The following is a 26,982-nucleotide window of genomic DNA, read 5'->3' as shown; positions in this document are numbered from 1 at the left end:
TCTGTGCACAGGCGTTGGCTGACACACATGACCTTCAGGCCCTGTCGCAGGGGGAGGAACGATGGCGGACAGCTTCGGACCGGTTCAACAGGACACGGCCGCCGCCCGGGACACGGTCGTCGAGGCCGTCTCGGGCGGCTCCCGCGCCGAGCCGATCCGGGTTCTCGTGGTGGACGACCACGCACTCTTCCGCAGAGGACTGGAGATCGTCCTCGCGCAGGAGGAGGACATCCAGGTCGTGGGCGAGGCGGGCGACGGCGCCGAAGCCGTCGACAAGGCCGCGGACCTGTTGCCGGACATCGTGCTGATGGATGTCCGGATGCCGCGGCGGGGCGGTATCGAGGCCTGCACCTCCATCAAGGAGGTCGCCCCCAGCGCGAAGATCATCATGCTGACGATCAGTGACGAGGAGGCCGATCTCTACGACGCGATCAAGGCGGGCGCCACCGGCTATCTCCTCAAGGAGATCTCCACCGACGAGGTCGCCACGGCGATCCGCGCCGTGGCCGACGGGCAGTCGCAGATCAGTCCGTCCATGGCGTCCAAGCTCCTCACCGAGTTCAAGTCGATGATCCAGCGCACCGACGAGCGCAGGCTCGTGCCCGCGCCCCGGCTCACCGACCGGGAGCTGGAGGTGCTGAAGCTGGTTGCCACGGGCATGAACAACCGTGATATCGCTAAGGAGTTGTTCATCTCCGAGAACACGGTGAAGAACCATGTCCGCAACATCCTGGAGAAGCTCCAGCTGCACTCCCGGATGGAGGCCGTGGTCTACGCGATGCGGGAGAAGATCCTGGAGATCCGTTAGCCGACGGGCCCGGTCAGGGGGCCCGTCGGCGGGGCGGTCGGCGTGAGGCGGGACCGGGGGGCGCCGGGGCCGCGTCGGGTCAGGTGAGGGCGGAGACCAGGGGAGCGGTCAGTTCGGGGCGGTCGACCCGCTCGACCCGTACCGCGTCGCAGCCCACCCACTCCGCCGCCTCCCGCAGCGCCCGCGCCATGGGGGCGACGGCCTTGGCCGACTCCAGCGACACCTGCTTGGCGACGAGCGTCGTGCCCTCGCGAGCCGGGTCGACACGCCCGAGGAGTCCCCCGCCCGACAGCAGCGGCATGGCGAAGTAGCCGTAGACCCGCTTCGGCTTGGGGACATAGGCCTCCAGCCGGTGGGTGAATCCGAAGATCCGTTCCGTGCGGGCCCGCTCCCAGATCAGCGAGTCGAAGGGGGAGAGCAGGGTCGTGCGGTGACGGCCGCGCGGCACGGTGGCCAGTGCCTCCGGATCCGCCCACGCGGGCTTGGACCAGCCCTCGACGGTGACCGGCACCAGACCGGAGTCCGCCACCACGGTGTCGAACTGCTCGCCCTTCAGCCGGTGATAGTCCGCGATGTCCGCCCGTGTTCCCACTCCCAGCGACTGCCCGGCCAGCCGTACGAGCCGGCGCAGACACTCCCGGTCGTCCAGCTCGGTGTCCAGCAGTTCCCCGGGAATGGCCCGTTCCGCCAGGTCGTACACCCGCTTCCAGCCACGGCGCTCGGTGCACACCACCTCGCCGTACATCAGCGCGCGCTCGACGGCGACCTTGGAGGCGGACCAGTCCCACCACTCCCCGCCGTTCTTCGCACCGCCCAGCTCCGACGCCGTGAGCGGACCTTCGGTGCGCAGCTGCTTGATCACCGTGTCGTAGGTGCCGTCGGGCAGTTCGTGGTGCCACGGCAGCCGGGCGCGGTAGGCACGGCGGCGGAACCCGAAGTGCGGCCACTCCTCAACGGGCAGGATGCAGGCCGCGTGCGACCAGTACTCGAAGCTGTGGCCCTCGGTCCAGTAGGCGTCCTCGACGGTGCGGCGGCCGACCGCGCCGAGCCGGGCGTAGGGAATCAGCTCGTGCGAGCGCGCCAGCACCGAGATCGTGTCCAGCTGCACCGCCCCCAGATGCCGCAGCACCCCCCGCACCCCCGCCCGCCGGTCCGGCGCGCCCAGGAACCCTTGGGCGCGCAGGGCTATACGGCGGGCCTCGTCGGCGGACAGTTCGGCGGCGGGCCGGGGCAACGTCGTCATGAACGCACGATAGACGCCGCCACTGACAGCGCGGCACCCGCGGGGACGGCCTCCGCAGCGGCCCGCGGTCGGCGGGCCCGCCCCCGCGGCCCGCCGGCACCGTGCGGCAGCGGGCCCGCCGGGGCCGTACCGCAGCGGGAAGCGAAGGTCAGTCCTGCGCCGCGGGAGCCGGGAGGTACGGATACGGACCGGCCAGATTCACGTCGGACGGGAGCAGGGAGCCCACCCAGGCGTCCCGGAGCGTGCCGTTGTTCAGCAGGGCGGCCCTCAGCTCGCCCTCCACGGTGAAACCCGCCTTCAGCGCGACCGCCCGCGAGGCCGCGTTGCCGACCTCGGCCCGCCACTCCAGGCGGGTCCCGCCGAGCCGGGTGAAGGTCCAGTGCGCCAGGGCGCCCATGGCCTCCGCCATGATCCCGCGCCCCCGGAACTCCTTGCCGGTCCAGAAACCGATCTCCCACGTACCCGAGAGAGCACGCAGCGTGACCGCGATCGACGCCATCAGCGGTCCTCCCCCGCGCGGGAGGACCGCGAAGGTGAACATCGTCCCCGTGCGCCAGCCCTCGGGCACCGTATGACCGGTGAATTCGGTCGCGTGCCGGCGTTCGTACGGAGAGGGGACCGTGGTCCACCGCTGGATCTCGGGGTCCTGGCAGAGCCGGTAGATCTCCTCCGTGTCGTCGTCCGTGAACGTACGCAGCAGCAGGCGCTCGGTGGTGAGAGTGATGGGCTCCATGCCCGGATTCTCATCGGCTCCGCAGGCGGAAGCGAGCACTTTTCATGCCGCACCGGCACCTTCCGCGCGCCCCGTGCGTTCACATGGCGGGTAACAGACGGCCGGGTCGGCTGCGGGCCTCCCGACCCGGTGGGGTCCTCGCTTACGATGGCCGTTGCGGTGGGGCCCACCTGCCGTGCCCGCGCCTAGGGTGATTCTGATGGATCAGGCGAGCCCGGCAAGACCCATCGGAAGCGCCCTGAGTCCCCCACGACCCAGCCAGGCCCGAACCGGCAAGGAGACCAGCCTCAGTGTCCGTCTTCAACAAGCTCATGCGTGCAGGCGAAGGCAAGATCCTGCGCAAACTGCACCGCATCGCGGACCAGGTCAACTCCATCGAAGAGGACTTCGTCGCCCTCTCCGACGCCGAGTTGCGGGCGCTCACGGAAGAGTACAAGCAGCGCTTCGCCAGCGGTGAGGACAGCCTGGACGATCTTCTTCCCGAGGCGTTCGCCACCGTCCGCGAGGCTGCCAAGCGCGTTCTCGGCCAGCGTCACTACGACGTCCAGCTGATGGGTGGCGCGGCGCTGCACCTCGGCTATGTCGCCGAAATGAAGACCGGTGAGGGCAAGACCCTCGTCGGCACCCTCCCCACGTATCTCAACGCGCTCTCCGGCAAGGGCGTCCATCTGATCACGGTCAACGACTACCTGGCCGAGCGCGACTCCGAGATGATGGGCCGCGTCCACAAGTTCCTGGGTCTGAGTGTCGGCTGCATCCTCGCGAACATGACACCCGCGCAGCGCCGTGAGCAGTACGCCTGCGACATCACCTACGGCACGAACAACGAGTTCGGCTTCGACTACCTCCGCGACAACATGGCGTGGTCCAAGGACGAGCTCGTCCAGCGCGGACACAATTTCGCCGTGGTGGACGAGGTGGACTCGATCCTCGTCGACGAGGCCCGTACACCGCTGATCATCTCCGGCCCCGCCGACCAGGCCACCAAGTGGTACGGCGATTTCGCCAAGCTGGTCACCCGGCTGACCAGGGGCGAGCCGGGCAATCAGCTCAAGGGCATCGAGGAGACCGGCGACTACGAGGTCGACGAGAAGAAGCGGACCGTCGCGATCCATGAGTCCGGTGTCGCCAAGGTCGAGGACTGGCTGGGCATCGACAATCTCTACGAGTCGGTGAACACCCCCCTGGTCGGCTATCTGAACAACGCCATCAAGGCCAAGGAGCTCTTCAAGAACGACAAGGACTACGTCGTCATCGACGGCGAGGTCATGATCGTCGACGAGCACACCGGCCGTATCCTCGCCGGCCGCCGCTACAACGAGGGCATGCACCAGGCGATCGAGGCGAAGGAAGGGGTGGACATCAAGGACGAGAACCAGACACTCGCCACCATCACCCTCCAGAACTTCTTCCGCCTGTACGACAAGCTCGCCGGCATGACCGGTACGGCGATGACCGAGGCCGCCGAGTTCCACCAGATCTACAAGCTCGGCGTCGTCCCGATCCCGACCAACCGGCCCATGGTCCGCAAGGACCAGTCCGACCTGATCTACCGCACCGAGGTCGCCAAGTTCGCCGCGGTCGTGGACGACATCGCGGAGAAGCACGAGAAGGGCCAGCCGATCCTGGTCGGCACCACCTCGGTCGAGAAGTCCGAGTACCTCTCGCAGCAGCTCAACAAGCGCGGTATCCAGCACGAGGTGCTGAACGCGAAGCAGCACGACCGGGAGGCGATCATCGTCGCCCAGGCCGGCCGCAAGGGCGCCGTCACCGTCGCCACCAACATGGCCGGCCGCGGTACGGACATCAAGCTCGGCGGCAACCCCGACGATCTCGCGGAGGCGGAGCTGCGCCAGCAGGGCCTCGACCCCGTGGAGCACGTCGAGGAGTGGGCCGCTGCGCTGCCCGCCGCGCTGGAGAAGGCCGAGCAGGCCGTTCGCGCGGAGTTCGAGGAGGTCACGGACCTCGGTGGGCTCTATGTGCTGGGCACCGAGCGCCATGAGTCCCGGCGCATCGACAACCAGCTGCGCGGCCGTTCCGGGCGTCAGGGCGACCCCGGTGAGTCCCGCTTCTACCTCTCCCTCGGCGACGATCTGATGCGGCTGTTCAAGGCCCAGATGGTCGAGCGTGTGATGTCGATGGCGAACGTCCCCGACGACGTCCCGATCGAGAACAAGATGGTGACGCGCGCGATCGCGTCCGCCCAGTCGCAGGTCGAGCAGCAGAACTTCGAGACCCGTAAGAACGTCCTGAAGTACGACGAGGTCCTCAACCGCCAGCGCGAGGTCATCTACGGCGAGCGCCGCCGTGTCCTAGAGGGCGAGGACCTGCACGAGCAGGTGCGGCACTTCATGGACGACACCATCGACGCCTACATCCAGGCGGAGACCATCGAGGGCTTCGCCGAGGAGTGGGACCTCGACCGGCTGTGGAACGCCTTCAAGCAGCTCTACCCGGTGAAGCAGACCGTCGAGGAGCTGGAGGAAGCGGCGGGGGACCGCGCGGGGATCACCGCCGAGTTCATCGCCGAATCCATCAAGGACGACATCCACGAGCAGTACGAGGAGCGCGAGAAGCAGCTCGGCTCGGAGATCATGCGGGAGCTGGAGCGGCGCGTGGTGCTGTCCGTCCTCGACCGCAAGTGGCGTGAGCACCTGTACGAGATGGACTACCTCCAGGAGGGCATCGGACTGCGCGCGATGGCGCAGAAGGACCCCCTGGTGGAGTACCAGCGCGAGGGCTTCGACATGTTCACCGCCATGATGGAGGGCATCAAGGAGGAGTCCGTCGGCTATCTGTTCAACCTGGAGGTCCAGGTCGAGCAGCAGGTCGAGGAGGTCCCGGTGGAGGACGCGAAGCGTCCCTCCCTCGACAAGAAGGACGCGGTGCCCGCCGCGCGCCCCGAGATCCGGGCGAAGGGCCTGGAGGCCCCGCAGCGTCCGGACCGGCTGCACTTCTCCGCTCCCACGGTGGACGGTGAGGGCGGTGTCGTCGAGGGTGACTTCGCCAGCGACGGGCAGCCCGCACAGGCGGCGGGGGGCGGGATGACGCGTGCGGAGCGGCGCAAGGCGCAGAAGACCTCCGGGCGCCGTCGCAAGAAGTAACGCGTTCAGGGGCAGCGGGGGAGCCGGGAGGTTCCGGCTTCCCCGTTCCCCGGGAGCGGGCTTTCCGCGCGGCTGATCACGCGGGTACGGCCGGGCCGGGCATCTCCTCGATGCCCGGCCCGGCCGTTTGTGTCGGCGGACCAGGTGAGCGCCTCCGTAGGGCCGAGGGGAGGCCGTTCCCGGGGCGGCGGCCCGGGCGGCGCGCCCCGGGTGAGGGCCGCCGGGCCCGGACCGCCGACGCCCCGGGGTCGAGTGCTCGGGCGGGTGCCGGTGTGGCCCGGCGCTGTCCGGTCCTCGGGCCGCTCCTGCCGTGCGTTCGGGCCGCCGTTCCCCTTCACCGGTCCGCTCAGTGCCCTGCGCCCTCCGGCGTTCCGTTGCCGTCCCCGGCTGAGGGATGCGGGATGCGGCCGGGCGGTCCGCGGGGTGCTGGGGGAGCCGGGGTGGCCGGACCCGTGCCGGTCGGTGTACGCCGTGCCGCGCCCGGGCCGCCGCCGGTCACTCCGGGGCGCCGACCCGCTCCCCGCCGAGTTCGACCGCCGAGCAGCGCCAGCGGAGGTCGTCCGGACCCTGTTCCAGCCGGAAGGCCATCGCGGTGACACGGTCGCCCGAGCCGATCCGGGCGAATGCCTCGATCACTCCGGGCCCCGGGTGGAACTCCCCGCAGTGCCGCACCACGGGCGTCACCCGCTCCGCCGGGCGCAGCGGGGCGCCCGGAGCGAGCCGTACGAGCTGCTCGTACGCCTCGCCGATCGTATGGCCGAGCATCCAGTGCACCGGGCGCCGGCCGCTGAGCACCGCGAGCAGGCGGTCGGCGAACCAGTAATGGGGCCTGTCCTGCCGCCGCGCGCGTGCCAGTGCCGATGCCGCGACCCTCGCGGGAGGCCTGCGCTGGTCCCGCCGTCCTGCGGGCCTGGTCCTGTCCATGCGTATCGCCCCCGTCGGGCCGGGCCCGGTCGATTCGATACCGGGCGGTAACTTCGTTGGTGATCTTCTACGGCGCACGACGGGGCGCTCGCAACGGGTGGCAGGGCTGCGGGCGGCGCCGGCGGGGATTCACCTATCAGAGTGAGAGGGCATGCCGGGGGGCGCCGGAGGGCGGTCGGTCCGGTGTCCGGGGTGGACGGCTTCCGGGTGGGGAGCGACACCTCGAAGGGGGACCTCACACGTATCCTGAAGGGCGTCTTCCGACTACGAAAGCGGCCAGCCATGCGCGTCTACGTCCCCCTGACCCTCTCCGGACTCGCAGAGGCGTACAAGACGGGCGAACTGGGACCGGGGCCGGTGACCGCGTACGGTGTCACGCCCGGACTGCGCGAGTGGTACGTCTCGGACGACATCGAGGAACTGGAGTACGCGGCCCTCAGCCGGGCGGCCGCCGCCTCACTGCGGCTGATCGCCGGGAACCCCGGGGTGGCCAGGCGCCGGGTCGTCGTGGCCGTCGACGTACGGGACCGGGACGCGGTCGCCGATCCGGACCGCGCCCTCGACCCGGGCTCCGTCGGCGAGGTGCGGATCGGATACGCGGTGCCGCTCGCCACCGCCGCGGCGGTGCACGTCGACGCGGACGACGCCATCGGTGATGTGACCGCGGCGGCGGACGCGCTCGGGGCGGCGGACCAGGGCGACGACGACGCTCAGTTCACCGTCGACGGCGCGGATGACCATGAACTGCTGTGGTACGGCGTCCAGGAGATCCCCAACCTGGTGTCCTGACCTGCGGTTCTCTTGTGCCGGAGTCCATTGTCGGACCCGGCGGGTACCGTTTTTCGCATGGGGAAGCGAATGGGGACTCAGGCCACGCATCTGGTCTGGGACTGGAACGGCACACTGCTCGACGACATCACGGCGGTCGTCGGGGCGACGAACGCCGCGTTCGGGGAGATAGGGGTCGAGCCCATCACCGTCGAGCGCTACCGCGAGCTGTACTGCGTGCCGATCCCACTCTTCTACGAGCGGATGATGGGGCGGCTCCCGACGGACACGGAGTGGGAGGCCATGGATGTGGTCTTCCACCGGGTGTACACCGAGCACCGGGTGGCGTGCGCGCTCACCGAGGGCGTCGAGGAGCTGCTGCGGGAGTGGGGCGAGGCGGGCCGCAGCCAGTCCCTGCTGAGCATGTACGTGCACGACGAGCTGGTCCCGGTCGTCCGGGGGTACGGCATCGAGAGCCACTTCATACGGGTGGACGGGCGGCGGGGGCCGTCCGGTGGCTCCAAGGCGCTGTCCATGGAGCGCCATCTCGTGGCGCTCGCCGGAACGGCAGCGCCCGAGCGGACCGTGGTGATCGGGGACGCGGTCGATGACGCGGTGGCGGCCGCGCATGTCGGGGCGAGAGCCGTGCTGTACACGGGCGGCTCCCACAGCAGGGCGAGTCTGGAGACGGCGGGGGTACCCGTGGTGGACACCCTCGCGGAGGCGGTGGAGGAGGCGGCGCGGCTGGTGGGGTGAGGTGGGTCTGGAGCGCGGGGCGGGAGCGGGGCTCCCGGGCGGTTGCCGGATCTCGGGGCCGTGACCCCGGCCCTGGGACCGTAGCCCCGACCTCGGTGCGTAACCGGACTCCTGAGCGTGAGGACCCGGGTCCCGAGTCGTGAGGAAGCCCCAGCCACGCCCCGGGAGGCCGCGCTCCGAGGGCTGGGCTCCCGGGCTCCTGGCCCCCTCCCGGGCTCCTGGCCCCGAGCCCGGGACCCGTAGCCGGACTCCGGGACGTGGTGAAACCCGGGCCCGGGCTGTGGGAGGGCCCCTCCGTGGGTCCCGCCCCGCGAGCCCGGGCCGAAGCGGCGAGGAAGCCGCCGGCCCAAGAGCCCGCGCCCGTAGCCTTCGGCCCCCGAGCCCCGGACCGTAACCGGATTCCGGGCCCGAGCTGAAACCGGGGTCCGAACTGTGAGAAGGTCCCGCCTCGGGTCCCGGGAGTCCGCCTTCGGCTCCCGAGCCCCGGGCCCTAACCGCACCTCGGGCCGTGGGCACCGGGGCCCGGCGCAAGAGCCCGCCTCTGACCCCGGCCCCGTGAGCCCGCGTCCCCGGTCCCCGGTCCCCGGCTCCCGAGCCCCGGGCCGGTAACCCGACCTCGGGCCGTGGTGACCCCCGGACCCCGGGCCGAGAGCCCGCGTGCCCAGCCTCTGGCCACCTGACCCCCGGCCCCGGGCGCCTCAGCTCTTGGACTTGAGCACCTTCAGGAATTCGCGCATCCAGGCGGGGTGGTCCGGCCAGGCGCGGGAGGAGACCAGGGTGCCGTCGACGACGGCCTCGGTGTCCTGGAAGCCCGCTCCGGCGGCCTGCATATCGAGTTCGAGGGCGGGATAGGCGGTCACCCGGCGGCCCACGAGGCCGCCGATCGCCGCCGTCACCAGCGGGCCGTGGCAGATCTGGGCCACCGGCTTGTCCGCGTCGAAGAACGACTTGAGGATCTTGCGCAGCTCGGGATCGTTGCGGAGATACTCGGGGGCCCGGCCGCCGGGGACCACCACGGCCGCGTACTGGCCGGGGTCGACCTCGGAGAAGGCCAGGTCGGCGGGCCAGGTATAGCCCGGCTTCTCGGTGTAGGTGTCGAAGCCCGGCTCGAAGTCGTGGACGACGAACCGGAGCTTCTTCTTGGCGGGCGCCGCGATATGGACCTCGTACCCCTCCTCCAGCAGCCGCTGGTACGGATAGAGGACCTCAAGGGACTCGGCGGCGTCGCCGGTGACGATCAGGACCTTCGTTGTCATGACTGCTCCCGGTGTAGGGGCGGTGTGGGACCGCCTACTGGAGACGTACCCCCTCAGCGGCGCCTGCCCCGCGGCCGATACCCGCCCGGGGACTCGCGCAGCCGTCCCCGGGAGCGGTGGGGTGCCCCACCCCCGCCCGGGGCCCCGCCCGGAATCCCCAGCCCGGGGCCCTCCGCCCGGAATCCCCCGCCCGAACCTCCAGCCACGAAATCACTGCCCGAAATCACTGCCCGGAATCCGAACACAGACGCCCATCCCCGATACAGGCCGATGCGCGCCCGGAGGCACACCTCGGGGGCAAACCCACCCAAGCGCCACTGTCGCTGTGCAGAACGTCAAAGTTCCGGTCCCGCTTTTGTACACATAAGGCTCATGACGGTTCAGGGGTGGGGAGCGATAGCCTGGAGCCGTGATCAGCGCGATACGCCCTGAGGGCAGCGAAGCCCTCGGTCTCCGCCCGGAGTGCCACAGCACCCGGGCGATCGCTGGTCCCCGCGCACCGGCCCAATTGTTGAATGCTGTTGAATTTCGTCGATTGCGGCTCGGGCAACTCTCATCGCGGCATAACGTCGACTCCGACCGGACACCCCGTGTCGTGGCGTTGCGTCGCTTCTTTCACCTACGTCACGCAACGGCGCGCGACAGGAGCCAGAGGACATGCAGACCAAGCTGGACGAAGCCAAGGCCGAGCTGCTCGAACGAGCGGCCCGGGTAGCTGAGAACAGTCCGGGCGGTGGTCGCCACCCGGCCGGTGCGGAGCAGGGCCACCGTCCGGACCAGGGCACCCTGCTCGCGTACCTCCAGCGCTACTACCTGCACACCGCACCCGAGGACCTCAGCGGCCGTGACCCGGTCGATGTCTTCGGAGCGGCGCTCTCCCACTACCGTCTGGCCGAGAACCGCCCCCAGGGCACGGCCAATGTGCGGGTCCACACCCCGACCGTCGAAGAGAACGGCTGGACGAGCAGCCACTCCGTCGTCGAGGTCGTCACCGACGACATGCCCTTCCTGGTCGACTCCGTCACCAATGAGCTCTCCCGCAAGGGCCGCGGCATCCACCTGGTGATCCACCCGCAGGTCACGGTCCGCCGGGATGTGACCGGCAAACTCATCGAGGTGCTCTCCGCCGAGAGGCGCGCGAAGACCGCGAAGGGCGGCGCGAGGGAGGGCCTCCCGCACGACGCGCTCGTCGAGTCCTGGATCCATGTCGAGATCGACCGCGAGACCGACCGCGCCGACCTCAAGCAGATCACCGCCGACATGCTGCGCGTCCTGTCCGACGTCCGCGAGTCCGTCGAGGACTGGGAGAAGATGCGCGACGCGGCGCTGCGCATCGCCGATGACCTGCCCGAGGAGCCCAGCGCCGACGACATCTCCGGCCAGGAGATCGACGAGGCCCGTGAGCTGCTGCGCTGGCTCGCCGCCGACCACTTCACCTTCCTCGGCTACCGCGAGTACGAGCTGACGGAGAACGACGCGCTGGCCGCCGTCGCCGGGACCGGCCTCGGCATCCTGCGCTCCGACCCGCATCACAGCGAGGACGAGGACCACCCCGTCAGCCCCTCGTTCAGCAGACTGCCGGCCGACGCCCGCGCCAAGGCGCGTGAGCACAAACTGCTGGTCCTCACCAAGGCCAACAGCCGCTCCACCGTCCACCGGCCCAGCTATCTCGACTACATCGGCGTCAAGAAGTTCGACGCCCGGGGCAATGTCGTCGGCGAGCGCCGCTTCCTCGGCCTGTTCTCGTCCGCCGCGTACACCGAGTCCGTGCGCCGCGTCCCCGTCATCCGCCGCAAGGTCGCCGAGGTCCTGGACGGCGCCGGCTTCTCGCCCAACAGCCACGACGGCCGCGACCTGCTCCAGATCATGGAGACCTACCCGCGCGACGAGCTGTTCCAGACCCCGGTCGACCAGCTCCGTACGATCGTGACCAGTGTCCTCTACCTCCAGGAGCGCCGCCGGCTGCGGCTCTACCTGCGCCAGGACGAGTACGGGCGCTACTACTCCGCCCTCGTCTATCTGCCGCGCGACCGCTACACCACGGGGGTGCGGCTGCGGCTGATCGACATCCTCAAGGAGGAACTGGGCGGCACCAGCGTCGACTTCACCGCCTGGAACACCGAATCGATCCTCTCCCGGATCCACTTCGTCGTCCGCGTCCCGCCCGGCACCGAGCTGCCGCACCTCACCGACGCCGACACCGAGCACATCGAAGCCAGACTCGTCGAGGCCGCCCGCTCCTGGGCCGACGGCTTCGCGGAGGCGCTCAACGCCGAGCTGGGCGAGGAGCACGCCGCCGAGCTGCTGCGCCGTTACGCCCACGCCTTCCCCGAGGGCTACAAGGCCGACCACACCCCGCGCTCCGCCGTCGCCGACCTGGTCCACCTGGAGAATCTGACCCACTCCGGCCGCGACTTCGCGCTCTCGCTGTACGAGCCGGTGGGCGCCGGCCCCGGCGAGCGGCGCTTCAAGATCTACCGGCTGGGCCGGCAGGTCTCCCTCTCCGCCGTGCTGCCCGTACTCCAGCGGCTCGGCTGCGAGGTCGTCGACGAGCGGCCGTACGAGCTGCGCAGCGAGGACCGGGCATCGGCCTGGATCTACGACTTCGGCCTGCGGATGCCGCCCGGCAACGGCAACGGCGACTATCTCGCCGACGACGCCCGTGAGCGGTTCCAGGACGCGTTCGCCGCCGTCTGGAACGGCGAGGCCGAGAACGACGGCTTCAACTCGCTGGTGCTGGGCGCCGGACTGAACTGGCGGCAGGCGATGGTGCTGCGCGCCTACGCCAAGTATCTGCGCCAGGCCGGTTCGACCTTCAGCCAGGACTATATGGAGGACACCCTCCTCAACAACGTCCACACCACCCGACTGCTGGTCTCCCTCTTCGAGGCCCGGATGTCCCCGGGCCGCCAGAAGGCCGGCACCGAGCTGATCGACGGTCTGATGGAGGAGCTGGACGGCGCTCTCGACCAGGTCGCGAGCCTGGATGAGGACCGCATCCTGCGCTCCTTCCTCACCGTCATCAAGGCCACCCTGCGCACCAACTTCTTCCAGAAGGCAGGCACCGGCGGCCACCACGGCTATGTGTCGATGAAGTTCGACCCGCAGGCGATCCCCGATCTGCCCGCGCCCCGCCCGGCGTTCGAGATCTGGGTCTACTCCCCGCGCGTCGAGGGCGTGCATCTGCGCTTCGGCAAGGTCGCGCGCGGCGGTCTGCGCTGGTCCGACCGGCGCGAGGACTTCCGTACCGAGATCCTCGGCCTGGTCAAGGCGCAGATGGTCAAGAACACCGTGATCGTGCCGGTCGGCGCGAAGGGCGGATTCGTCGCCAAGCAGCTCCCGGACCCGTCCGTGGACCGGGACGCCTGGCTCGCCGAGGGCGTCGCCTGCTACAAGACCTTCATCTCGGCCCTGCTCGACATCACGGACAACCTGGTGGCCGGCGAGGTCGTGCCCCCCGCCGACGTCGTACGCCACGACGAGGACGACACCTATCTCGTCGTCGCCGCCGACAAGGGCACCGCGTCCTTCTCCGACATCGCCAACGAGGTCGCGCTCGCCTACGAGTTCTGGCTCGGGGACGCGTTCGCCTCCGGCGGCTCCGCCGGATACGACCACAAGGGCATGGGCATCACCGCCCGCGGAGCCTGGGAGTCCGTCAAGCGGCACTTCCGCGAGCTGGGCCACGACACCCAGACCGAGGACTTCACGGTCGTCGGCGTCGGTGACATGTCCGGCGATGTGTTCGGCAACGGCATGCTGCTCAGCGAGCACATCCGGCTGGTCGCCGCCTTCGACCACCGGCATATCTTCATCGACCCCAGCCCGGACGCGGCCGTCTCGTACGCCGAGCGCCGCCGCCTCTTCGAGCTGCCGCGCTCCAGCTGGGCCGACTACAACACGGAGCTGCTGTCCCCGGGCGGCGGCATCCACCCCCGTACGGCCAAGGCGATCCCCGTCAACGCGCAGATGCGCGCCGCCCTCGGCATCGAGGCGGGCATCGCCAAGCTGACGCCCGCCGAGCTGATGAAGGCGATCCTCCAGGCCCCCGTCGATCTGCTGTGGAACGGCGGAATCGGTACCTACGTCAAGGCGTCCAGCGAGTCCAACGCGGACGTCGGCGACAAGGGCAACGACGCCATCCGCGTCAACGGCGACGCACTGCGCACCAAGGTCGTCGGCGAGGGCGGCAACCTCGGATTCACCCAGCTCGGCCGGATCGAGTTCGCCCGCAGCGGCGGCCGGATCAACACCGACGCCATCGACAACAGCGCCGGTGTGGACACCTCCGATCACGAGGTGAATATCAAGATCCTGCTCAACGGCCTGGTCGCGGACGGTGATCTGACCGTCAAGCAGCGCAACGCGCTGCTGGCGAAGATGACCGACGAGGTCGGCGCGCTGGTGCTGCGCAACAACTACGCGCAGAACACCGCGCTCGCCAACGCCGTCACCCAGTCGTCGTCCCTCCTCCACGCCCACCAGCGCTATATGCGCCGGCTCACCCGCGACGGGGATCTGAACAGGGCGCTGGAGTTCCTGCCGACCGACCGGCAGATCCGGGAACTGCTCAGCGGCGGCAAGGGCCTGAGCCAGCCGGAGCTGGCCGTACTCCTCGCGTACACCAAGATCACGGTGGCCGAGGAACTGATCGGGACGACCCTGCCGGACGACCCGTATCTGCGCCGGCTGCTGCACGCGTACTTCCCGAAGCCGCTGCGCGAGAGGTTCCCCGAGGCCGTCGACTCCCACGCCCTGCGCCGTGAGATCGTCACCACGGTTCTCGTCAACGACACGGTCAACACCGGTGGTTCGACGTTCCTGCACCGGCTGCGGGAGGAGACGGGCGCGTCGATCGAGGAGGTCGTACGGGCGCAGACCGCCGCCCGCGAGATCTTCGGTCTGGGCGCGGTGTGGGACGCGGTCGAGGACCTGGACAACAAGGTCGCGGCCGATGTCCAGACCCGTATCCGGCTGCACTCCCGGCGACTGGTCGAGCGCGGTACGCGCTGGCTGCTGGGCAACCGGCCGCAGCCGCTCGAACTGGCCGAGACCGTCGGCTTCTTCGCCGAGCGGGTCGGGCATGTCTGGAGCGAGCTGCCGAAGCTGCTGCGCGGCGCCGATCTGGAGTGGTACCAGGGCATCCTGGCCGAGCTGTCCGAGGCGGGTGTGCCGGAGGAACTGGCGCTGCGTGTCGCCGGGTTCTCCTCGGCCTTCCCGACGCTCGACATCGTCGCGATCGCCGACCGTACGGGCCAGGAGCCGCTGGCGGTCGCCGAGGTGTACTACGACCTCGCCGACCGGCTGCGGATCACCCAGCTGATGGACCGGATCATCGAGTTGCCGAGGGCCGACCGCTGGCAGTCGATGGCCCGTGCCTCCATCCGTGAGGACCTGTACGCGGCGCACGCGATGCTGACGGCGGACGTGCTCTCGGTGGGCAACGGCACCTCGACGCCCGAGGAGCGGTTCAAGACCTGGGAGGCCAAGAACGCGTCGATCCTCGGCCGGGCGCGGGCGACCCTGGAGGAGATCCAGAGTTCCGACACCTTCGACCTGGCGAATCTGTCGGTCGCGATGCGGACGATGCGCCAGCTGCTGCGGACGCACAGCTGAAAGCGTTGAGCGGGGCTCCCCGGGCTGTCGTCCAGGCATCCGGGGAGCCCCGCCGGATTGCCATGACAGCCCGGGGGACACCACCCGGGCTGTCGTGCCGGGCCGGACGGTGATGGGCCCGACGGGGTGGCCCGGGAAGCCCGCACCCGGGCCGCCCGCCGGGAACTTCGGACCCCGGGCGAAGGCCCCGGCCCCGGGCGCAACGGGTACGGCCCGGCCGGCCGGGCGGAGCCGGGAGCTACACGGTCGCCTTCCACAGGCGCCGGCAGGCGAGCACGGCCGCCGTGAGCAGCAGCCCGTTGCGTACGACCATGAGGGCGCAGCCGAGTGCGCTGCCCTCGACGACATCGTCGTACAGCAGCGGATACGCGAGGGAGCTGATCCCCGCCGCCGGGACCATCAGCAGGGCGATCGCGCGCTGGCTGGTGTGCCGGGAGGTGAGGCAGACGGCGGCGAGACCGAGCAGCCAGACCAGATACTGCGGGCTGATGACCCGGCTGGTGACGGTGAACAGGAGTACGGCGGCGAACGCGGCGTCCAAGGGGGTGGCCGGATTCCAGCGGCGGGCCCGCACCCGCCACAGCAGCAGCCAGCCGAGCGCGGCCACGGTCAGCGCCAGCGAGAGCTCCGCCACGGTGGAGACATACGGTCCGGCGAACTCGAAGGCCCCGTACTGGAACCGGACTTCACCGCTCCAGCCCGCTCTCCGCGCCAGCTGGAGCACGGTGCCGCCGAGCGATTCGATCTGGACGCCCCGCGCCTCCTGCTGCCGCAGAAAGCCGAGGGTGTCGCTGAAGCCGAGTGCCAGCACGGTGAGCAGGGCCCCGGCGGACGCGGCGGCGGAGAGCCAGACGGCCCGTGTCGTACGGCCCCGGGGGGCGCCCAGCACGGTGAGCAGCGGCCAGACCTTGATCATGGCGCCGAGCCCGGCGAGCGCGCCGCTGAGCCGGGGCCTCTCGCGCATCGCGAGCAGCGCGAGCACCGCGACGGCGGTGACGGGCACGTCGTAGCGGGCCAGGGGCAGATTCAGCAGCAGCGGCAGCCCGCAGATCCACAGCCAGGCGCCGCCCGTACCCGCGCGGGCGAGGGCGGCGGTGACGGCCGCGTCGGCGACGAGGACGAGTGCCACGAACGCCTGGAAGTACGTCAGCCAGGGCAGCGCACCGGGGGAGAGGAAGACGAGCGCGGCCCCGGGCGGGTACTGCCAGGTGACGTCGTCCACGGGGAAGGCGCCGTGGACGAGCTGCTCGTACCAGCCCCGGTAGAGGGTGTGCACCTCGCCCGCGACCCCGCTGTCCCCGAGGCGGTCGACGGCCAGCAGGGCGAGCATGCCGGCGCGGGTGACCGTCCAGACGGCGGCGAGCGCCAGGCTGTGCCGCGGACGTGGACGGCGGGTCTCCAGCCGTGGGGACGGCCTCGGGGAGAGGCGGTGGGTGGGCGGCAGCGGGGCGATCCGATGGGACGTCATCGCCCGGTACTTTAGTCCGCTTTAGATCTGTTTCGGGTGAATGTCGCCGTACCTCATCTTGTCCTATTTCTTGCCCTTGGTGAAGGCCTCATAGGCGGCCACGACGTCCTTCGCCGGGCCGTCCATCCGCAGCGTGCCGGCCTCCAGCCACAGGGCGCGCTCACAGGTCTCCGTGATGGTGCTGTTGCTGTGGCTGACCAGGAAGACCGTGCCCGCCTCCTTGCGCAGCTCGGTGATCCTCGCCTGGCTGCGCCGCCGGAACTTGGCGTCACCCGTCGCCAGCGCCTCGTCGATGAGCAGTACGTCATGGCTCTTGGCCGCGGCGATCGCGAACCGCAGCCGGGCGCCCATACCCGAGGAGTACGTCCGCATCGGCAGGGAGATGAAGTCGCCCTTGTCGTTGATGCCCGAGAAGTCGACGATGCTCTCGTAGCGCTCATGGATCTGCTCGCGGGACATCCCCATCGCGAGACCGCCGAGGATGACATTGCGCTCGCCGGTCAGATCGCTCATCAGGGCGGCGTTCACGCCCAGCAGGGAGGGCTGGCCCTGGGTGTAGACCCGGCCCTCGGACGCGGGCAGCAGCCCCGCGATCGCCTTGAGCAGGGTGGACTTCCCGGAGCCGTTCGAGCCGATCAGCCCGATGGCCTCGCCCTTGTACGCGGTGAAGCTGACGCCCTTCACGGCGTGCACCTCGCGCACACCCGGGGTGGGCCCGCCCGCCTTGCGGGTCCTGCGCGCCTTCAGCGAGAGCATCCGGCTGAGCGCGGCGGTGGCGCTGCCCTTGCCGCCCCGGCCGCCGTTCACCCGGTACTTGATGTGGACGCCGTCCACGACGACGGTCGGGATCCTGTCCTCGATGATGTCGGTGATCTCGGGGTTGTCAGCCACGTCCGTACCGCTCCTCCGCCTTCCAGAAGTACACGAAACCGCCCGCCCCGAAGAGCACGGCCCACCCGAGGGCCAGAGCCCACACATGCGGCGGCAGCTGCGCCGAGGTGTAGCTCTCGATGAGGGCGAAGCGCATCAGGTCGATATAGACCGCCGCGGGGTTGCACTGGAGTGCCAGCATCACCCATTGCGGCAGGTCGTGGTTCTTGAGCACCGCGGGAATGCTCCACATCACGCCCGAGGTGTACATCCAGGTCCGCAGCAGGAACGGCATCAGCTGGGAGATGTCCGGCGTACGCGCGGCCAGCCGGGCCATCACCATCGACAGACCCGTGTTGAAGACGGACTGCAGCAGCAGCGCCGGGACCGCGAGCAGCCAGGAAACGCTGGGGAACTGCCCGAAGACCGCCAGGATCACCGTCAGTGCGCCGAGCGAGAACAGCAGCTGCTGGAACTGCTGGAGCGCCAGCGCGATCGGCAGCGAAGCGCGCGGGAAGTGGAGCGCCCGGACCAGCCCCAGATTGCCGCAGACCGCCCGGGTACCGTTCATGATCGAATTGGCGGTGAACGTCCAGATGAAGACCCCGGTGACGAGGAACGGTACGAAGTCCGGGACGTCCCGGCTCGTACCGAGCAGCACACCGAAGATCAGATAGTAGACCGCCGCGTTCAGCAGCGGGGTCATCAGCTGCCAGAGCTGGCCCAGCTTCGCCTGGCTGTACTGGGCGGTCAGCCGGGCGGTGGCGAACGCGGTGATGAAGTGGCGCCGCGCCCACAGCTGCCCGGTGTACGCGCGCAGCGAGGGCCGTGCGCCGCTGACGGTGAGCCCGTGCCGGGCGGCGAGCGCGCCGGGGCTCTCCACGGGGCGGCCCGGCCCGGCCAGGGGCGGGGAGAAGGTCTGGCTGCTCACTCAGGTCGGTCGCTTTCGCCGGAGGCGGTGGGGGGGGCACGACGGGACGGGTCCGTTTCGTCGCTACGGCGACACTAGGGCGTTTGTACGTCGCAACGCAACCGTTTCGTCGTCACGGGTATGCTCCTCCGCATGACCACGGACCCGCGTACCCCACGACGTGCCCCCGCGGGAGCGGCAGTGCTCCGCGAGGACGTGACCGAGGCGATCCGCGCCGCCGTCTTCGAGGAACTGGCCTCGGTCGGCTTCGCGCGGATGTCCATCGAGGGGATCGCCAGGCGCGCGGGCGTCGGCAAGACGGCGGTCTACCGGCGCTGGAAGTCCAAGCTCTCCCTCGTCCTCGACCTGGTCTCCGCCTTTGCCGCGCAGGGCCTGCCGGCGCCTGCGACCGGCTCCCTGTACGGGGACGTCCGGGCGCTGCTGGAGGTCGCCTCCCACGCGCTGCGGCATCCCGTGGCCTCCCAGGTGATCCCCGATCTGCTCGTCGAGTCCGTACGCAACCCCGAGATCGCGGACGCGATCAAGGCGGCGCTGCTGGACAGCCAGCAGGGGGTGGCGGCCCATATCGTCCGCGACGCGATCGCCCGGGGGGAGCTTCCCGCCTCGACGGACCCGTACCGGCTGCTCGATGTGGCGGTCGGCCCGCTCTACTGGCATCTGGTGGTGGTGCGGGCGGACCTCCCGAAGGGCTATCTGGACGATCTGACACGGGGAGCGGTGGCGGCGCTGCGGGCCTGAGGCAGGGGCGCGGGGGCCATGGGCGCGACGGCCCGGGGCGGGCCCGGGCCCCGGGAGCGCGGGGCGCGGTGGCCCTTCCCGGCGCACCGGGCCCGTCCGACGGCGGCCCGTACGGAGGCACGCGCCCCGAGCCCGTACGGAGTCCAGCTCCCGCGGGGCGCCCGCACCGAGCCCATACGTACCGAGGCGCCCATACGGAGATGCCCGGGGCGCCCGTACCGGCTCCTCCCGATCCCGGGCACGCCCCGGGCCCCGGTACGACCCCGGGCCCGGGACACCGCCCGCGTACGCCCTACTTCACCGCTCCCGCCATCACCCCCGACACGAACTGCTTCTGGAACGCGAAGAACACGGCCAGCGGAATGATCATCGACAAGAACGCGCCGGGCGCCAGGACGTCGATGTTGTTGCCGAACTGGCGGACCTGCCGCTGAAGGGCCACCGTGATCGGCGCGCTCTCCGAGTCCGCGAAGATCAGGGCCACCAGCATGTCGTTCCAGACCCAGAGGAACTGGAAGATGCCGAGCGAGGCGATCGCCGGACCGCCCAGCGGCATGACCACCCGGGTGAAGAGCCGCAGCTCGCCCGCGCCGTCCAGCCGCGCCGCCTCCAGCAGCTCGCGCGGGATCTCCGCGAAGAAGTTCCGCAGCAGGAAGATCGCGAACGGCAGTCCGAACGCGACATGGAAGAGGATCACGCCGATCGTGGTCTCGAAGATCCCGATCTGCCCGAACAGTTTGGACACCGGCACCAGCGCCACCTGGACCGGTACCACCAGCAGCCCCACGACCAGCATGAACCACCAGTCACGGCCCGGAAAGTCCATCCAGGCGAAGGCATAGCCCGCGAGCGCGCCGATGATCACCACCAGCAGGGTCGCCGGCACGGTGATGACCACACTGGAGACCAGGGAGTCGGTGATCGCCTCGTTCTCCAGCAGCCGCTCGTAGTTGTCCGTGGTGATCTGCGCGGGCGTGGTGAAGACCTTCCACCACCCGCTCGCGGCGATGTCGGAGGCACCCCGGAGCGAGGAGATCAGCAGCCCGAAGGTCGGCATCAGCCAGAACAGGCCCATCAGGACGAGGAACACCCGCAGCGCGCCCCCGCCCGTGCGCGCCGCGATCCGGGCAGGGAGGGACCGTTTCGCCTTCACCACATCGTCCGTCGTGGTCATCGGCGACTCTCCCTTCGCAGGCGGCGGATGTTGAAGAACATCACCGGGATCACCAGCAACAGCAGCAGTACGGCGATCGCGCTGCCGATTCCCGGATGGGAGTCCGTGCCGAAGGAGGACCGGTACAGCTGGAGGGCCAGCACATTCGCGTCGTCCTGTGCCGACCCGGGCGCGATGATGTAGACGAGGTCGAAGATCTTCAGCACATTGATCATCAGGGTGACCAACACCACCGCCAGCACGGGGGCGAGCAGCGGCACCGTCACCCTCCGGAAGACCTGCCACTCGCTCGCGCCGTCGACCCGCGCCGCCTCCAGGATCTCCCGCGGCACGCTCGCCAGCCCCGCCGCGATGAGCACCATGGCGAAGCCCGCCCACATCCAGACGTAACTGCCGATGATCGCCGGGGTGACGAGCGAGGGGCCGAGCCAGTTCACGCCGTTGTACGGCTCCTTGAAGTTGGCGGCGGGCAGTCTCAGCAGGGCGCCGTCGGCGGAGGCGGGCAGGGTGAAGACGCCGTCCGCCCCGGCCCGTGCCTCGGCCACGACCTTCCCGTCCTTCACCGCTTCCACGGTGAGGCCCTTCAGCCCCAGTTCCCTGGTGTCGATGGTGTTGGGCTTTCCACCGCCGCCGCGGGTGAAGTCGAGCCACGCGGTGCCGGTGATCCTTCCGTCGCCCGGCTCCGCCGCCTTCGCGGGCCGCGCGTCGGACGGCATCTTCGCGGGCGGCACACCCACCAGCGGCAGTTGGACCGGTGTCCCTGCGGTGACCGGCTCCTTGGTGATGTACGAACCGCCGCCGCCCGGCTTCAGGGGGTGCACCGGCAGCGGCCGGGCCCTCGGGAACCCGGCCGACTCGGCGAAGGTGTCATGGACTCCCACCCAGACGGCGTTGGCGACGCCCCGCTCCGGGTTCTGCTCGTACACCAGCCGGAAGATGATGCCCGCGGCGAGCATCGAGATCGCCATCGGCATGAAGATCACCAGCTTGAACGCCGTACCCCAGCGCACCCGTTCGGTCAGTACGGCGAAGATCAGCCCGAGGGCGGTGGAGACGGTCGGCGCGACCACCACCCAGATCGCGTTGTTCTTCACGGCGGTGAAGATCGCGTCGTCGGTGAAGATCTCCGTGTAATTGTCGACACCGGTGAATGAGCCGCCGCCCTGATCGAAGAAGGAGCGGTAGACCGAGTACCCGATCGGGTAGACCACGAGCGCGCCCAGCAGCACCAGCGCGGGCAGCAGAAAGCCGGCCGCGATGATTTTACGTGTGCCTGTCACGCCCTTGCGTTTGCGTACGGGGGGAACCGGCGCCGCCGGCCCCCCCGCCTTCACGGCGGTGGACATCCGCCGTCAGCTCTTGTACGCCTTGGCGGCGTCCGCTTCCAGCTTCGCCTGGGTCCCCGCGATGTCCTTCGGGTTCTTCAGGAAGTCCTGGAGCGTCTTCCAGAAGCCCTTGCCGGGCGTACCGCCGAAGGACTGCGGCATCTGGTCCGACATGTCGAAGCGGAAGTCGTCGCCCGAGTCGATCAGGGCCTTGGCGATGTCGCGCTGGACGTCGTTGGGGTACGCGGCGAGGTCGAGCGACTTGTTCGGGGAGACGAACCCGCCCGCCTCCGCCTGGATCCTCGCCGCGTCGGGCGAGGCCAGGAAGGTCAGCAGCGCCTGCGCGCCCTTGCTGTCCTTGAGCGCGACGGCTGCGTCCCCGCCGGTCACCACGGGTGGCTCGGGGCCCACCGCGGGGAAGGGGAAGACCTTGGCGTCGATCCCCATCTTCGCCTTGGTCTGCCCGATGTTGACGCCCACGAAGTCACCCTCGAAGACCATCGCGCCCTTGGGTTCGGCGCCACCGGTGAAGGTCTGGGTCACCGAGACCGGGAACTCCGTCTGGAGCGCGCCGTCCGCGCCGCCCGCGATCAGCTCCGGCTTGCCGAACAGTTCGGCGAGGGAGGTCAGCGCCTGTGTCACGGAGGCGTCGGTCCACTTCAGCTTGTGCTGGGCGAGCTGGTCGTACTTCTCCGGGCCCGCCTGGGAGAGGTAGATGTTCTCGAACCAGTCGGTGAGGGTCCAGCCGTCGGCGCCCGCGACGGACACGGGGGTGACACCCGAGGCGGAGATCGTCTCGGCCGTGGCGAGGAACTCCTTCCACGTCTTCGGCTCCGTCGCGCCCGCGTTCTCGAAGACCGCGTTGTTGTACCAGACCAGCGACTTGTTGGCGGCCTTGTAGTAGACGCCGTACTGCTCGCCGCCCACCTGGCCGATCTTCTGCCAGCCCGCCGAGTAGTTCTTGGCCAGCTCGGCCTTGGCCTCGGCGCCGACGGGTTTGGCCCATTTGCGCTGGACGGCCTGCTGGATGGCGCCCGGCTGGGGGAGCAGCGCCACATCCGGCGGGGACCCGCCCGCGATCTTCGTTCCGAGGAAGTTGACGATCGGGTCCTGCGCGGGGACGAAGGTGACCGACGCCCCGGTGCGCTTCTCGAACTCGTCGAGCACCTTCACGAAGTTCTTCTGCTCCTCCCCGCTCCACACCGCGGCGACCTCGACCTTCTCCCCGTTGAGCTTCGGGAGTTCGACGCCCGTGGCGGGCTCGCCGCTCCCGGCCGGTTTCGGGCCCTTGTCGCCGTCGTCGCCGCACCCGGCGACCGTGAGTGCCGCGATGACGGCGAATGCTACTGCGACCTTGCTCGTGCGAAGAGTTGTGCGCATGACTGCCCCGTTCTCTCCATGGCTCCGACGCGTTGCCCGACAGGTGTACGCCCGGGTGGGAGGGGCCGCAATCCACGGGGTGCGGTGATGGCTTTTTCGTGATCCCTCTGTGACGTGATGTCCTGTCAAACCCGAAATCTCATGGCTCGAACCCGCGGTGAAGAGGCTCAAACCCCTTGCTCCGACCGCTGGTTGAGGAGACGGGGCCGGAATCGTCAGGCGTGCCCGGGGGCCAGCGGAGGCGGCGGTACGGCGTCGACCGACCGCGCGGCCCGCTCCAGCGCACTCGCCAGCAGCGCCAGATCGGTGGGGCCGTTGCCCAGTTCGCGCACCGGCCGCCGGGTCGGCGGATCACCCATGCGCTCCCACTCCAGCGGCACCACGGTCGGGCGCAGGGTGGCCGTGCGGGGTATCCGCCCGGTGACCCGGCCGCCCTGGAACGGTGTCGTCCGGCCGTCGGGACCGATGAGCTCCCCGCGTCCCGGAAGCGGATCCTCCGGCCCGGCCGGGACGGGCGGCGCGTCCAGGACCACCCGCAGCCGGGAGCCCCGCGCCAGCTCCGTGTCGGCCGTACGGTCCGGGCGCGCGGAGGCCGCCACCAGATGTACGCCGAGGCGCTCGCCGTCCCGTGCCACGGCCTCCAGCGCCCGTACGACCGAACCGGCCGCCGGGCGGCCGGTGCTGCCGAGCGCGGGGGCCACCAGAGCGTCGAAGTCGTCCACCAGGACCACGAGCCGGGGCAGCGGCTCCGGGACGATCGCCGTCCGCGTACGCGAACCCGGGCGCAGCCGGAGCGTACCGCTCGGCGGGGAGTCGAGATCACCGCGTGACGACGGCCCGGCGCCCGGCCCCTGCTCCGCCGCGCTCACCGGGCGGGGGGCCACCATCCGCTCCGCGACCTCCCGGCTGGTGTGCCACTGGGCGAAGCCCAGCCGGCCCAGCAGTTCGGCGCGCCGCTTCAGCTCCGCGCCGAGGGCCTGCGCGAACTCCCGCATCCGCACCGGGTCGCTCGCGACCAGATGATCGGTGACATGCGGCAGCTCCGTACAGACCGCGAGTCCTTCGCCGCGCTCGCCGCCCGCGCCGTCGACCAGCAGCAGCCCCAGCCGGTCGGGGCGGCCGGCGGCGGCGAGGGAGGCGGCGACCGAGCGGAGCAGCTCCGTACGGCCGCTGCCGGGCGGGCCCTCGATCAGGAGGTGGGGGCCGTCGGAGGCCAGATCGACCGCGAGGGGCGCGCCGGGACCCGCGCCGAGGACGACCGGGCCGGCGGCGGACCGGTCGGGCTCGGCTGTCGCCGCCCAGCGCGCCATCAGTGAGGCGGGGGTGGCCCGGGCGAGCCCCAGTTCGTCCAGCAGCCGCGCGGAGCGGGGCAGCGGCGCCGCCCGGCCGGGACCCGGGGAGCCGCCCTCGGTCCGCAGGGGCGCCAGCGCCCGCCCGAACCGCTCGGCCCAGGCCGCCGACACCGCGTCCAGGGCGGCCAGCGCCCCATGACCCGCGGGCAGCCCACCCGCGGTGCGCAGCACCCGCAGCGCGGTGGCCACCTCACCGCTCAGCATGCCGACCGCCCCGCACTCACGGAAGGCGAGCGAGACGGCGCAGGCACTCTCGTAGGTCGCCGCGACGGGCGACAGGGGGGAGGCCGAGGAGGTCTCGGCCAGAACTATCAGATGGATTCCGGCCGCCCAGCCCGCGCTCGCGAGCCGGGCCGTCGTCTCCCGCAGCGCGGCCGAACCGGGGTCGCCGTCGACCACGACCACCGTGCGCGGGCCCGCGTACCGCGCGGCGGCCCCGGACAGGGCGGTACGGTCCGCGCTCGGCCAGCCGGGGCCGAGCGGGCCGTCGTCCAGTCTGCGGGTCAACTCGGCCGCCCGGGCGGCGGCCTGCTCGCGGTCGTACGCCAGCAGCAGCCGGCAGTCCTGGCCGTGACCGGGTCGCAGATGCGGAAGCCAGCCGAGCCAGGACCACTCGGCCCTGCGTTCGTCGAGCCCCCGGGCCCGGTCCGTGCTGATCAGCACGATCTCCAGATCGGCGGGGGAGTGCAGGGCGGCGAGCTGGGCGAGGGCCCAGCGGGCAGCTCCGGCCAGCCGCGCCCGGGGCCCGGCGAGCCCGAGCGAACCGGCCTCCCGCAGCCCCACGGTCACCGGAACCGACGAAAGCCCGTCCCGGTCGGTGGTTCCCAGCCGGAGCACCAGGGACTCGGGGTGCGCGGGACCGCGCTCCCAGAGGCGCCGGCCGGGACCGAGCGCGGTGAGCAGTACGGCGGCGGGATCCGGCCAGCTCTCGGCGGGCGGGGGGACGGGCGGGACGGCCGGGGGCTCGGGCGCGGCGGCCGGCCGCTCCCCGGGCTCCTCGCGGTCGCCCTTGAAACGGCGGGCCCAGGCGCCTATGCCCCTTCTGCGGGCGTTCTCGCGCCCGCCGCCGCGGCGACCGGGAGCCCCGGAATCCCCGAGAGCCCCGAGTTCCCCTGCTTCCCCTGTTCCCGCTGTTCCTCCTGTTTCCCCAGCGTGTTCCGCGTCCGCGCCCCGGCTCGTGTCCGTGTCCCGTCCGTCGGCCGCCCGGGCGTGCGTGGTCTCGGAGGGATCCCCGCCACCGGTCCAGCCCGTCCCGCCACGGCCGTACGTCCCGGAGTCCCGGCCGACCCCGTAGGAGGCGGTCCCGGGTCCGTACGCGGAGTCCGCCCGGCCCGGTTCGTACGGCGAGGGAGCCCGGTCGGGCCCGTAGGGATCGCGGGGGTCGTACGGAGATGTGGAGCCGCCGGGCCCGTACGGCGAGGGAGACCCTTCCCGCGCGTGCGGTGCGGGCTGTCCCTCCGGGGCGTACTGCGGGGGCACCCGGCCCGGCTCGGTGAGTGCCTTTTCGCGGCCCGGGCCGCCTGGGGGCAGGCCGGGCCCGGACGCACCGGTACCGGGGGGCACCGGACCTAGGCCGGACGCCGGACCGTCGCCGTGTCCCGAGACCCCGTGCCGTATCCGGGCGGCCTCCGGATCCGACGCGCCACGGCCCGGGACGGAGGCGCCTCCCGGCACGCGTACGTCCGTGGACGCCGTCCCGACCGTCGTGGGAGGGGCGCCAGGGAACCGGGCCCCCGCGGCCGGTGAGCCCTCCTGTGCCGCGGTCCCGGTTACCCGGACCCGGAGATGTCCCTCGCCGTCGGGGGCGGTGGCCAGCCGGGGCGGGTGCTCCCCCGGGGCGATGCGGAGCGTCGATTCCCCGAGGCGCAGCAGGGCGCCCCGGGGCAGGCCCACCGGACGGGAGCCGACGGCCCGGCCGTCGAGCGTGGTGCCGTTCGTCGAGCCCAGATCGGCGACCGTGATCCCGCCGTCCTCCGCGACCGTGACCGCGCAGTGGGCGCGGGAGACGTCCGGGTCGTCCAGCGGCACATCGGCGTCGGCGGAGCGGCCGACGGCGATCCGGCCGCCGTGCAGCAGATGGACCCCGCCCGCGTCCGGGCCCGCGACGACATGGAGCTGGGCCGAGGCGTGCGCTCCGGACGGATCCTCCTCGTCGGGGGAGCCGGGGGAACCCGAGAAGCCGGTGAAGCCCGGTACATGGAGCGAGAGCACGGCACCGTCCACGAGCGGTGGCTCGCCCAGGGTGCGGCGCTGGGCGTCCAGGCGCTCACGGCCCGCGTACAGCACGACCGCGCCGGAGGCGTCCGGGCCCGCGACGGCCGTCGCCAGGGCCGATGCCACCGCGGACAGAGCCGTCCCCGGAGGCGCGGTGACCAGCACATCGCACGCGCGCCCCGCGAAGGCCGGTCCCCCGAGGCCCTGCCCCGCCGGCGCGGGCTGCCCGCCGCGCGGCGCGAGAACGGTCAGCCGGATCTGCATCGCCGTCAGCAATCCCTTCTGCACCCGGTGCCATTGGGGAGAGCCGCGAAAGTGCCCC

17 protein-coding genes are annotated in these 26,982 nt (G+C 71.1%); 6 read left to right on the top strand and 11 right to left on the bottom strand.

Annotated elements, in window-relative coordinates; all coding sequences use genetic code 11:
• Positions 1-61: 61 nt before the first annotated feature.
• Entirely contained in the window at positions 62-808 is a 747-nt protein-coding gene (locus ACIBCM_RS18365) for a response regulator (RefSeq protein WP_399244360.1), read from the top strand.
• A gap of 79 nt (positions 809-887) precedes the next feature.
• Here ACIBCM_RS18365 and ACIBCM_RS18360 read toward each other — a convergent pair whose 3' ends face one another.
• Entirely contained in the window at positions 888-2,051 is a 1,164-nt protein-coding gene (locus tag ACIBCM_RS18360) for a winged helix-turn-helix domain-containing protein (RefSeq protein ID WP_399244358.1), read from the bottom strand.
• 148 nt (positions 2,052-2,199) lie between these two features.
• Positions 2,200-2,784 carry a GNAT family N-acetyltransferase gene (locus ACIBCM_RS18355; RefSeq protein ID WP_399244356.1) on the bottom strand — a complete coding sequence of 195 codons (585 nt, stop codon included), beginning with the start codon at positions 2,782-2,784 and terminating at the stop codon, positions 2,200-2,202.
• Positions 2,785-3,074: 290 nt separating this feature from the next.
• Between ACIBCM_RS18355 and secA the strand changes: the two genes are divergently transcribed.
• Positions 3,075-5,888: a preprotein translocase subunit SecA gene (gene secA, locus ACIBCM_RS18350; protein WP_399244353.1), complete on the top strand. Its 2,814-nt coding sequence runs from the start codon at positions 3,075-3,077 to the stop codon at positions 5,886-5,888.
• A gap of 495 nt (positions 5,889-6,383) precedes the next feature.
• Here secA and ACIBCM_RS18345 read toward each other — a convergent pair whose 3' ends face one another.
• On the bottom strand, positions 6,384-6,812 hold the full coding sequence (locus ACIBCM_RS18345) for an Rv3235 family protein (RefSeq protein ID WP_399244351.1): 429 nt from the start codon (positions 6,810-6,812) through the stop codon (positions 6,384-6,386).
• 282 nt (positions 6,813-7,094) lie between these two features.
• On the opposite strand from ACIBCM_RS18345, the gene ACIBCM_RS18340 reads away from it, so the two are divergent.
• Together ACIBCM_RS18340 and ACIBCM_RS18335 are read left to right on the top strand one after the other, a co-directional pair.
• A complete protein-coding gene (locus ACIBCM_RS18340) occupies positions 7,095-7,601 on the top strand; it encodes a DUF6912 family protein (protein WP_399244348.1) in 507 nt (168 codons plus the stop codon).
• 69 nt (positions 7,602-7,670) lie between these two features.
• Entirely contained in the window at positions 7,671-8,336 is a 666-nt protein-coding gene (locus tag ACIBCM_RS18335) for an HAD family hydrolase (protein ID WP_399244430.1), read from the top strand.
• Between the two features lie 698 nt (positions 8,337-9,034).
• Here ACIBCM_RS18335 and ACIBCM_RS18330 read toward each other — a convergent pair.
• Positions 9,035-9,592, bottom strand: a complete 558-nt coding sequence (locus ACIBCM_RS18330) for a DJ-1/PfpI family protein (RefSeq protein ID WP_399244346.1) — start codon at positions 9,590-9,592, stop codon at positions 9,035-9,037.
• 657 nt (positions 9,593-10,249) lie between these two features.
• On the opposite strand from ACIBCM_RS18330, the gene ACIBCM_RS18325 reads away from it, so the two are divergent.
• Complete coding sequence (locus tag ACIBCM_RS18325; protein ID WP_399244344.1) at positions 10,250-15,208, top strand: NAD-glutamate dehydrogenase; 4,959 nt, start codon at positions 10,250-10,252, stop codon at positions 15,206-15,208.
• 238 nt (positions 15,209-15,446) lie between these two features.
• On the opposite strand, the gene ACIBCM_RS18320 is transcribed toward ACIBCM_RS18325, so the two are convergent.
• The 3 genes from ACIBCM_RS18320 to ACIBCM_RS18310 form a co-directional block, all read right to left on the bottom strand.
• Positions 15,447-16,676, bottom strand: a complete 1,230-nt coding sequence (locus ACIBCM_RS18320; protein WP_399244342.1) for a glycosyltransferase 87 family protein — start codon at positions 16,674-16,676, stop codon at positions 15,447-15,449.
• A gap of 63 nt (positions 16,677-16,739) precedes the next feature.
• Positions 16,740-17,540 carry an ABC transporter ATP-binding protein gene (locus ACIBCM_RS18315; RefSeq protein ID WP_399244428.1) on the bottom strand — a complete coding sequence of 267 codons (801 nt, stop codon included), beginning with the start codon at positions 17,538-17,540 and terminating at the stop codon, positions 16,740-16,742.
• A 19-nt stretch (positions 17,541-17,559) separates the two neighbouring features.
• Positions 17,560-18,477, bottom strand: coding sequence for an ABC transporter permease (locus ACIBCM_RS18310; RefSeq protein ID WP_399244340.1), 918 nt, complete (start codon positions 18,475-18,477; stop codon positions 17,560-17,562).
• A 132-nt stretch (positions 18,478-18,609) separates the two neighbouring features.
• Here ACIBCM_RS18310 and ACIBCM_RS18305 point away from each other — a divergent pair, with 132 nt between their 5' ends.
• The gene (locus tag ACIBCM_RS18305) at positions 18,610-19,215 is read left to right on the top strand and encodes a TetR/AcrR family transcriptional regulator (RefSeq protein ID WP_399244338.1); all 606 of its coding nucleotides are present in this window, start codon (positions 18,610-18,612) and stop codon (positions 19,213-19,215) included.
• 292 nt (positions 19,216-19,507) lie between these two features.
• On the opposite strand, the gene ACIBCM_RS18300 is transcribed toward ACIBCM_RS18305, so the two are convergent.
• The 4 genes from ACIBCM_RS18300 to ACIBCM_RS18285 all read right to left on the bottom strand — a co-directional run bounded on the left by ACIBCM_RS18300 (position 19,508) and on the right by ACIBCM_RS18285 (position 26,924).
• Positions 19,508-20,389: a carbohydrate ABC transporter permease gene (locus ACIBCM_RS18300; protein ID WP_399244336.1), complete on the bottom strand. Its 882-nt coding sequence runs from the start codon at positions 20,387-20,389 to the stop codon at positions 19,508-19,510.
• A complete protein-coding gene (locus ACIBCM_RS18295) occupies positions 20,386-21,735 on the bottom strand; it encodes a carbohydrate ABC transporter permease (protein ID WP_399244334.1) in 1,350 nt (449 codons plus the stop codon). The genes ACIBCM_RS18300 and ACIBCM_RS18295 overlap by 4 nt, the downstream gene beginning before the upstream one ends.
• Before the next feature lie 6 nt (positions 21,736-21,741).
• Positions 21,742-23,094, bottom strand: coding sequence for an ABC transporter substrate-binding protein (locus tag ACIBCM_RS18290; protein ID WP_399244332.1), 1,353 nt, complete (start codon positions 23,092-23,094; stop codon positions 21,742-21,744).
• 215 nt (positions 23,095-23,309) lie between these two features.
• Positions 23,310-26,924, bottom strand: a complete 3,615-nt coding sequence (locus tag ACIBCM_RS18285; RefSeq protein ID WP_399244426.1) for an FtsK/SpoIIIE domain-containing protein — start codon at positions 26,922-26,924, stop codon at positions 23,310-23,312.
• Positions 26,925-26,982 lie beyond the last annotated feature (58 nt).

The organism is Streptomyces sp. NPDC051018 (assembly GCF_044456085.1).
Lineage (GTDB): Bacteria > Actinomycetota > Actinomycetes > Streptomycetales > Streptomycetaceae > Streptomyces.
This window is presented reverse-complemented; position numbering and strand designations above follow the sequence as displayed.

Excerpts from the sequence above, each read along its gene's own strand:
- ACIBCM_RS18365 (WP_399244360.1), top strand. The coding sequence starts at position 62 with ATGGCGGACAGCTTCGGACCGGTTCAACAGGACACGGCCGCCGCCCGG.
- ACIBCM_RS18290 (WP_399244332.1), bottom strand. The coding sequence starts at position 23,094 with ATGCGCACAACTCTTCGCACGAGCAAGGTCGCAGTAGCATTCGCCGTC.
- ACIBCM_RS18285 (WP_399244426.1), bottom strand. The coding sequence starts at position 26,924 with ATGCAGATCCGGCTGACCGTTCTCGCGCCGCGCGGCGGGCAGCCCGCG.
- ACIBCM_RS18300 (WP_399244336.1), bottom strand. The coding sequence starts at position 20,389 with ATGACCACGACGGACGATGTGGTGAAGGCGAAACGGTCCCTCCCTGCC.
- ACIBCM_RS18335 (WP_399244430.1), top strand. The coding sequence starts at position 7,671 with ATGGGGACTCAGGCCACGCATCTGGTCTGGGACTGGAACGGCACACTG.
- ACIBCM_RS18320 (WP_399244342.1), bottom strand. The coding sequence starts at position 16,676 with ATGACGTCCCATCGGATCGCCCCGCTGCCGCCCACCCACCGCCTCTCC.
- ACIBCM_RS18355 (WP_399244356.1), bottom strand. The coding sequence starts at position 2,784 with ATGGAGCCCATCACTCTCACCACCGAGCGCCTGCTGCTGCGTACGTTC.
- ACIBCM_RS18325 (WP_399244344.1), top strand. The coding sequence starts at position 10,250 with ATGCAGACCAAGCTGGACGAAGCCAAGGCCGAGCTGCTCGAACGAGCG.
- ACIBCM_RS18305 (WP_399244338.1), top strand. The coding sequence starts at position 18,610 with ATGACCACGGACCCGCGTACCCCACGACGTGCCCCCGCGGGAGCGGCA.
- ACIBCM_RS18340 (WP_399244348.1), top strand. The coding sequence starts at position 7,095 with ATGCGCGTCTACGTCCCCCTGACCCTCTCCGGACTCGCAGAGGCGTAC.
- ACIBCM_RS18345 (WP_399244351.1), bottom strand. The coding sequence starts at position 6,812 with ATGGACAGGACCAGGCCCGCAGGACGGCGGGACCAGCGCAGGCCTCCC.
- ACIBCM_RS18330 (WP_399244346.1), bottom strand. The coding sequence starts at position 9,592 with ATGACAACGAAGGTCCTGATCGTCACCGGCGACGCCGCCGAGTCCCTT.
- ACIBCM_RS18295 (WP_399244334.1), bottom strand. The coding sequence starts at position 21,735 with ATGTCCACCGCCGTGAAGGCGGGGGGGCCGGCGGCGCCGGTTCCCCCC.
- ACIBCM_RS18360 (WP_399244358.1), bottom strand. The coding sequence starts at position 2,051 with ATGACGACGTTGCCCCGGCCCGCCGCCGAACTGTCCGCCGACGAGGCC.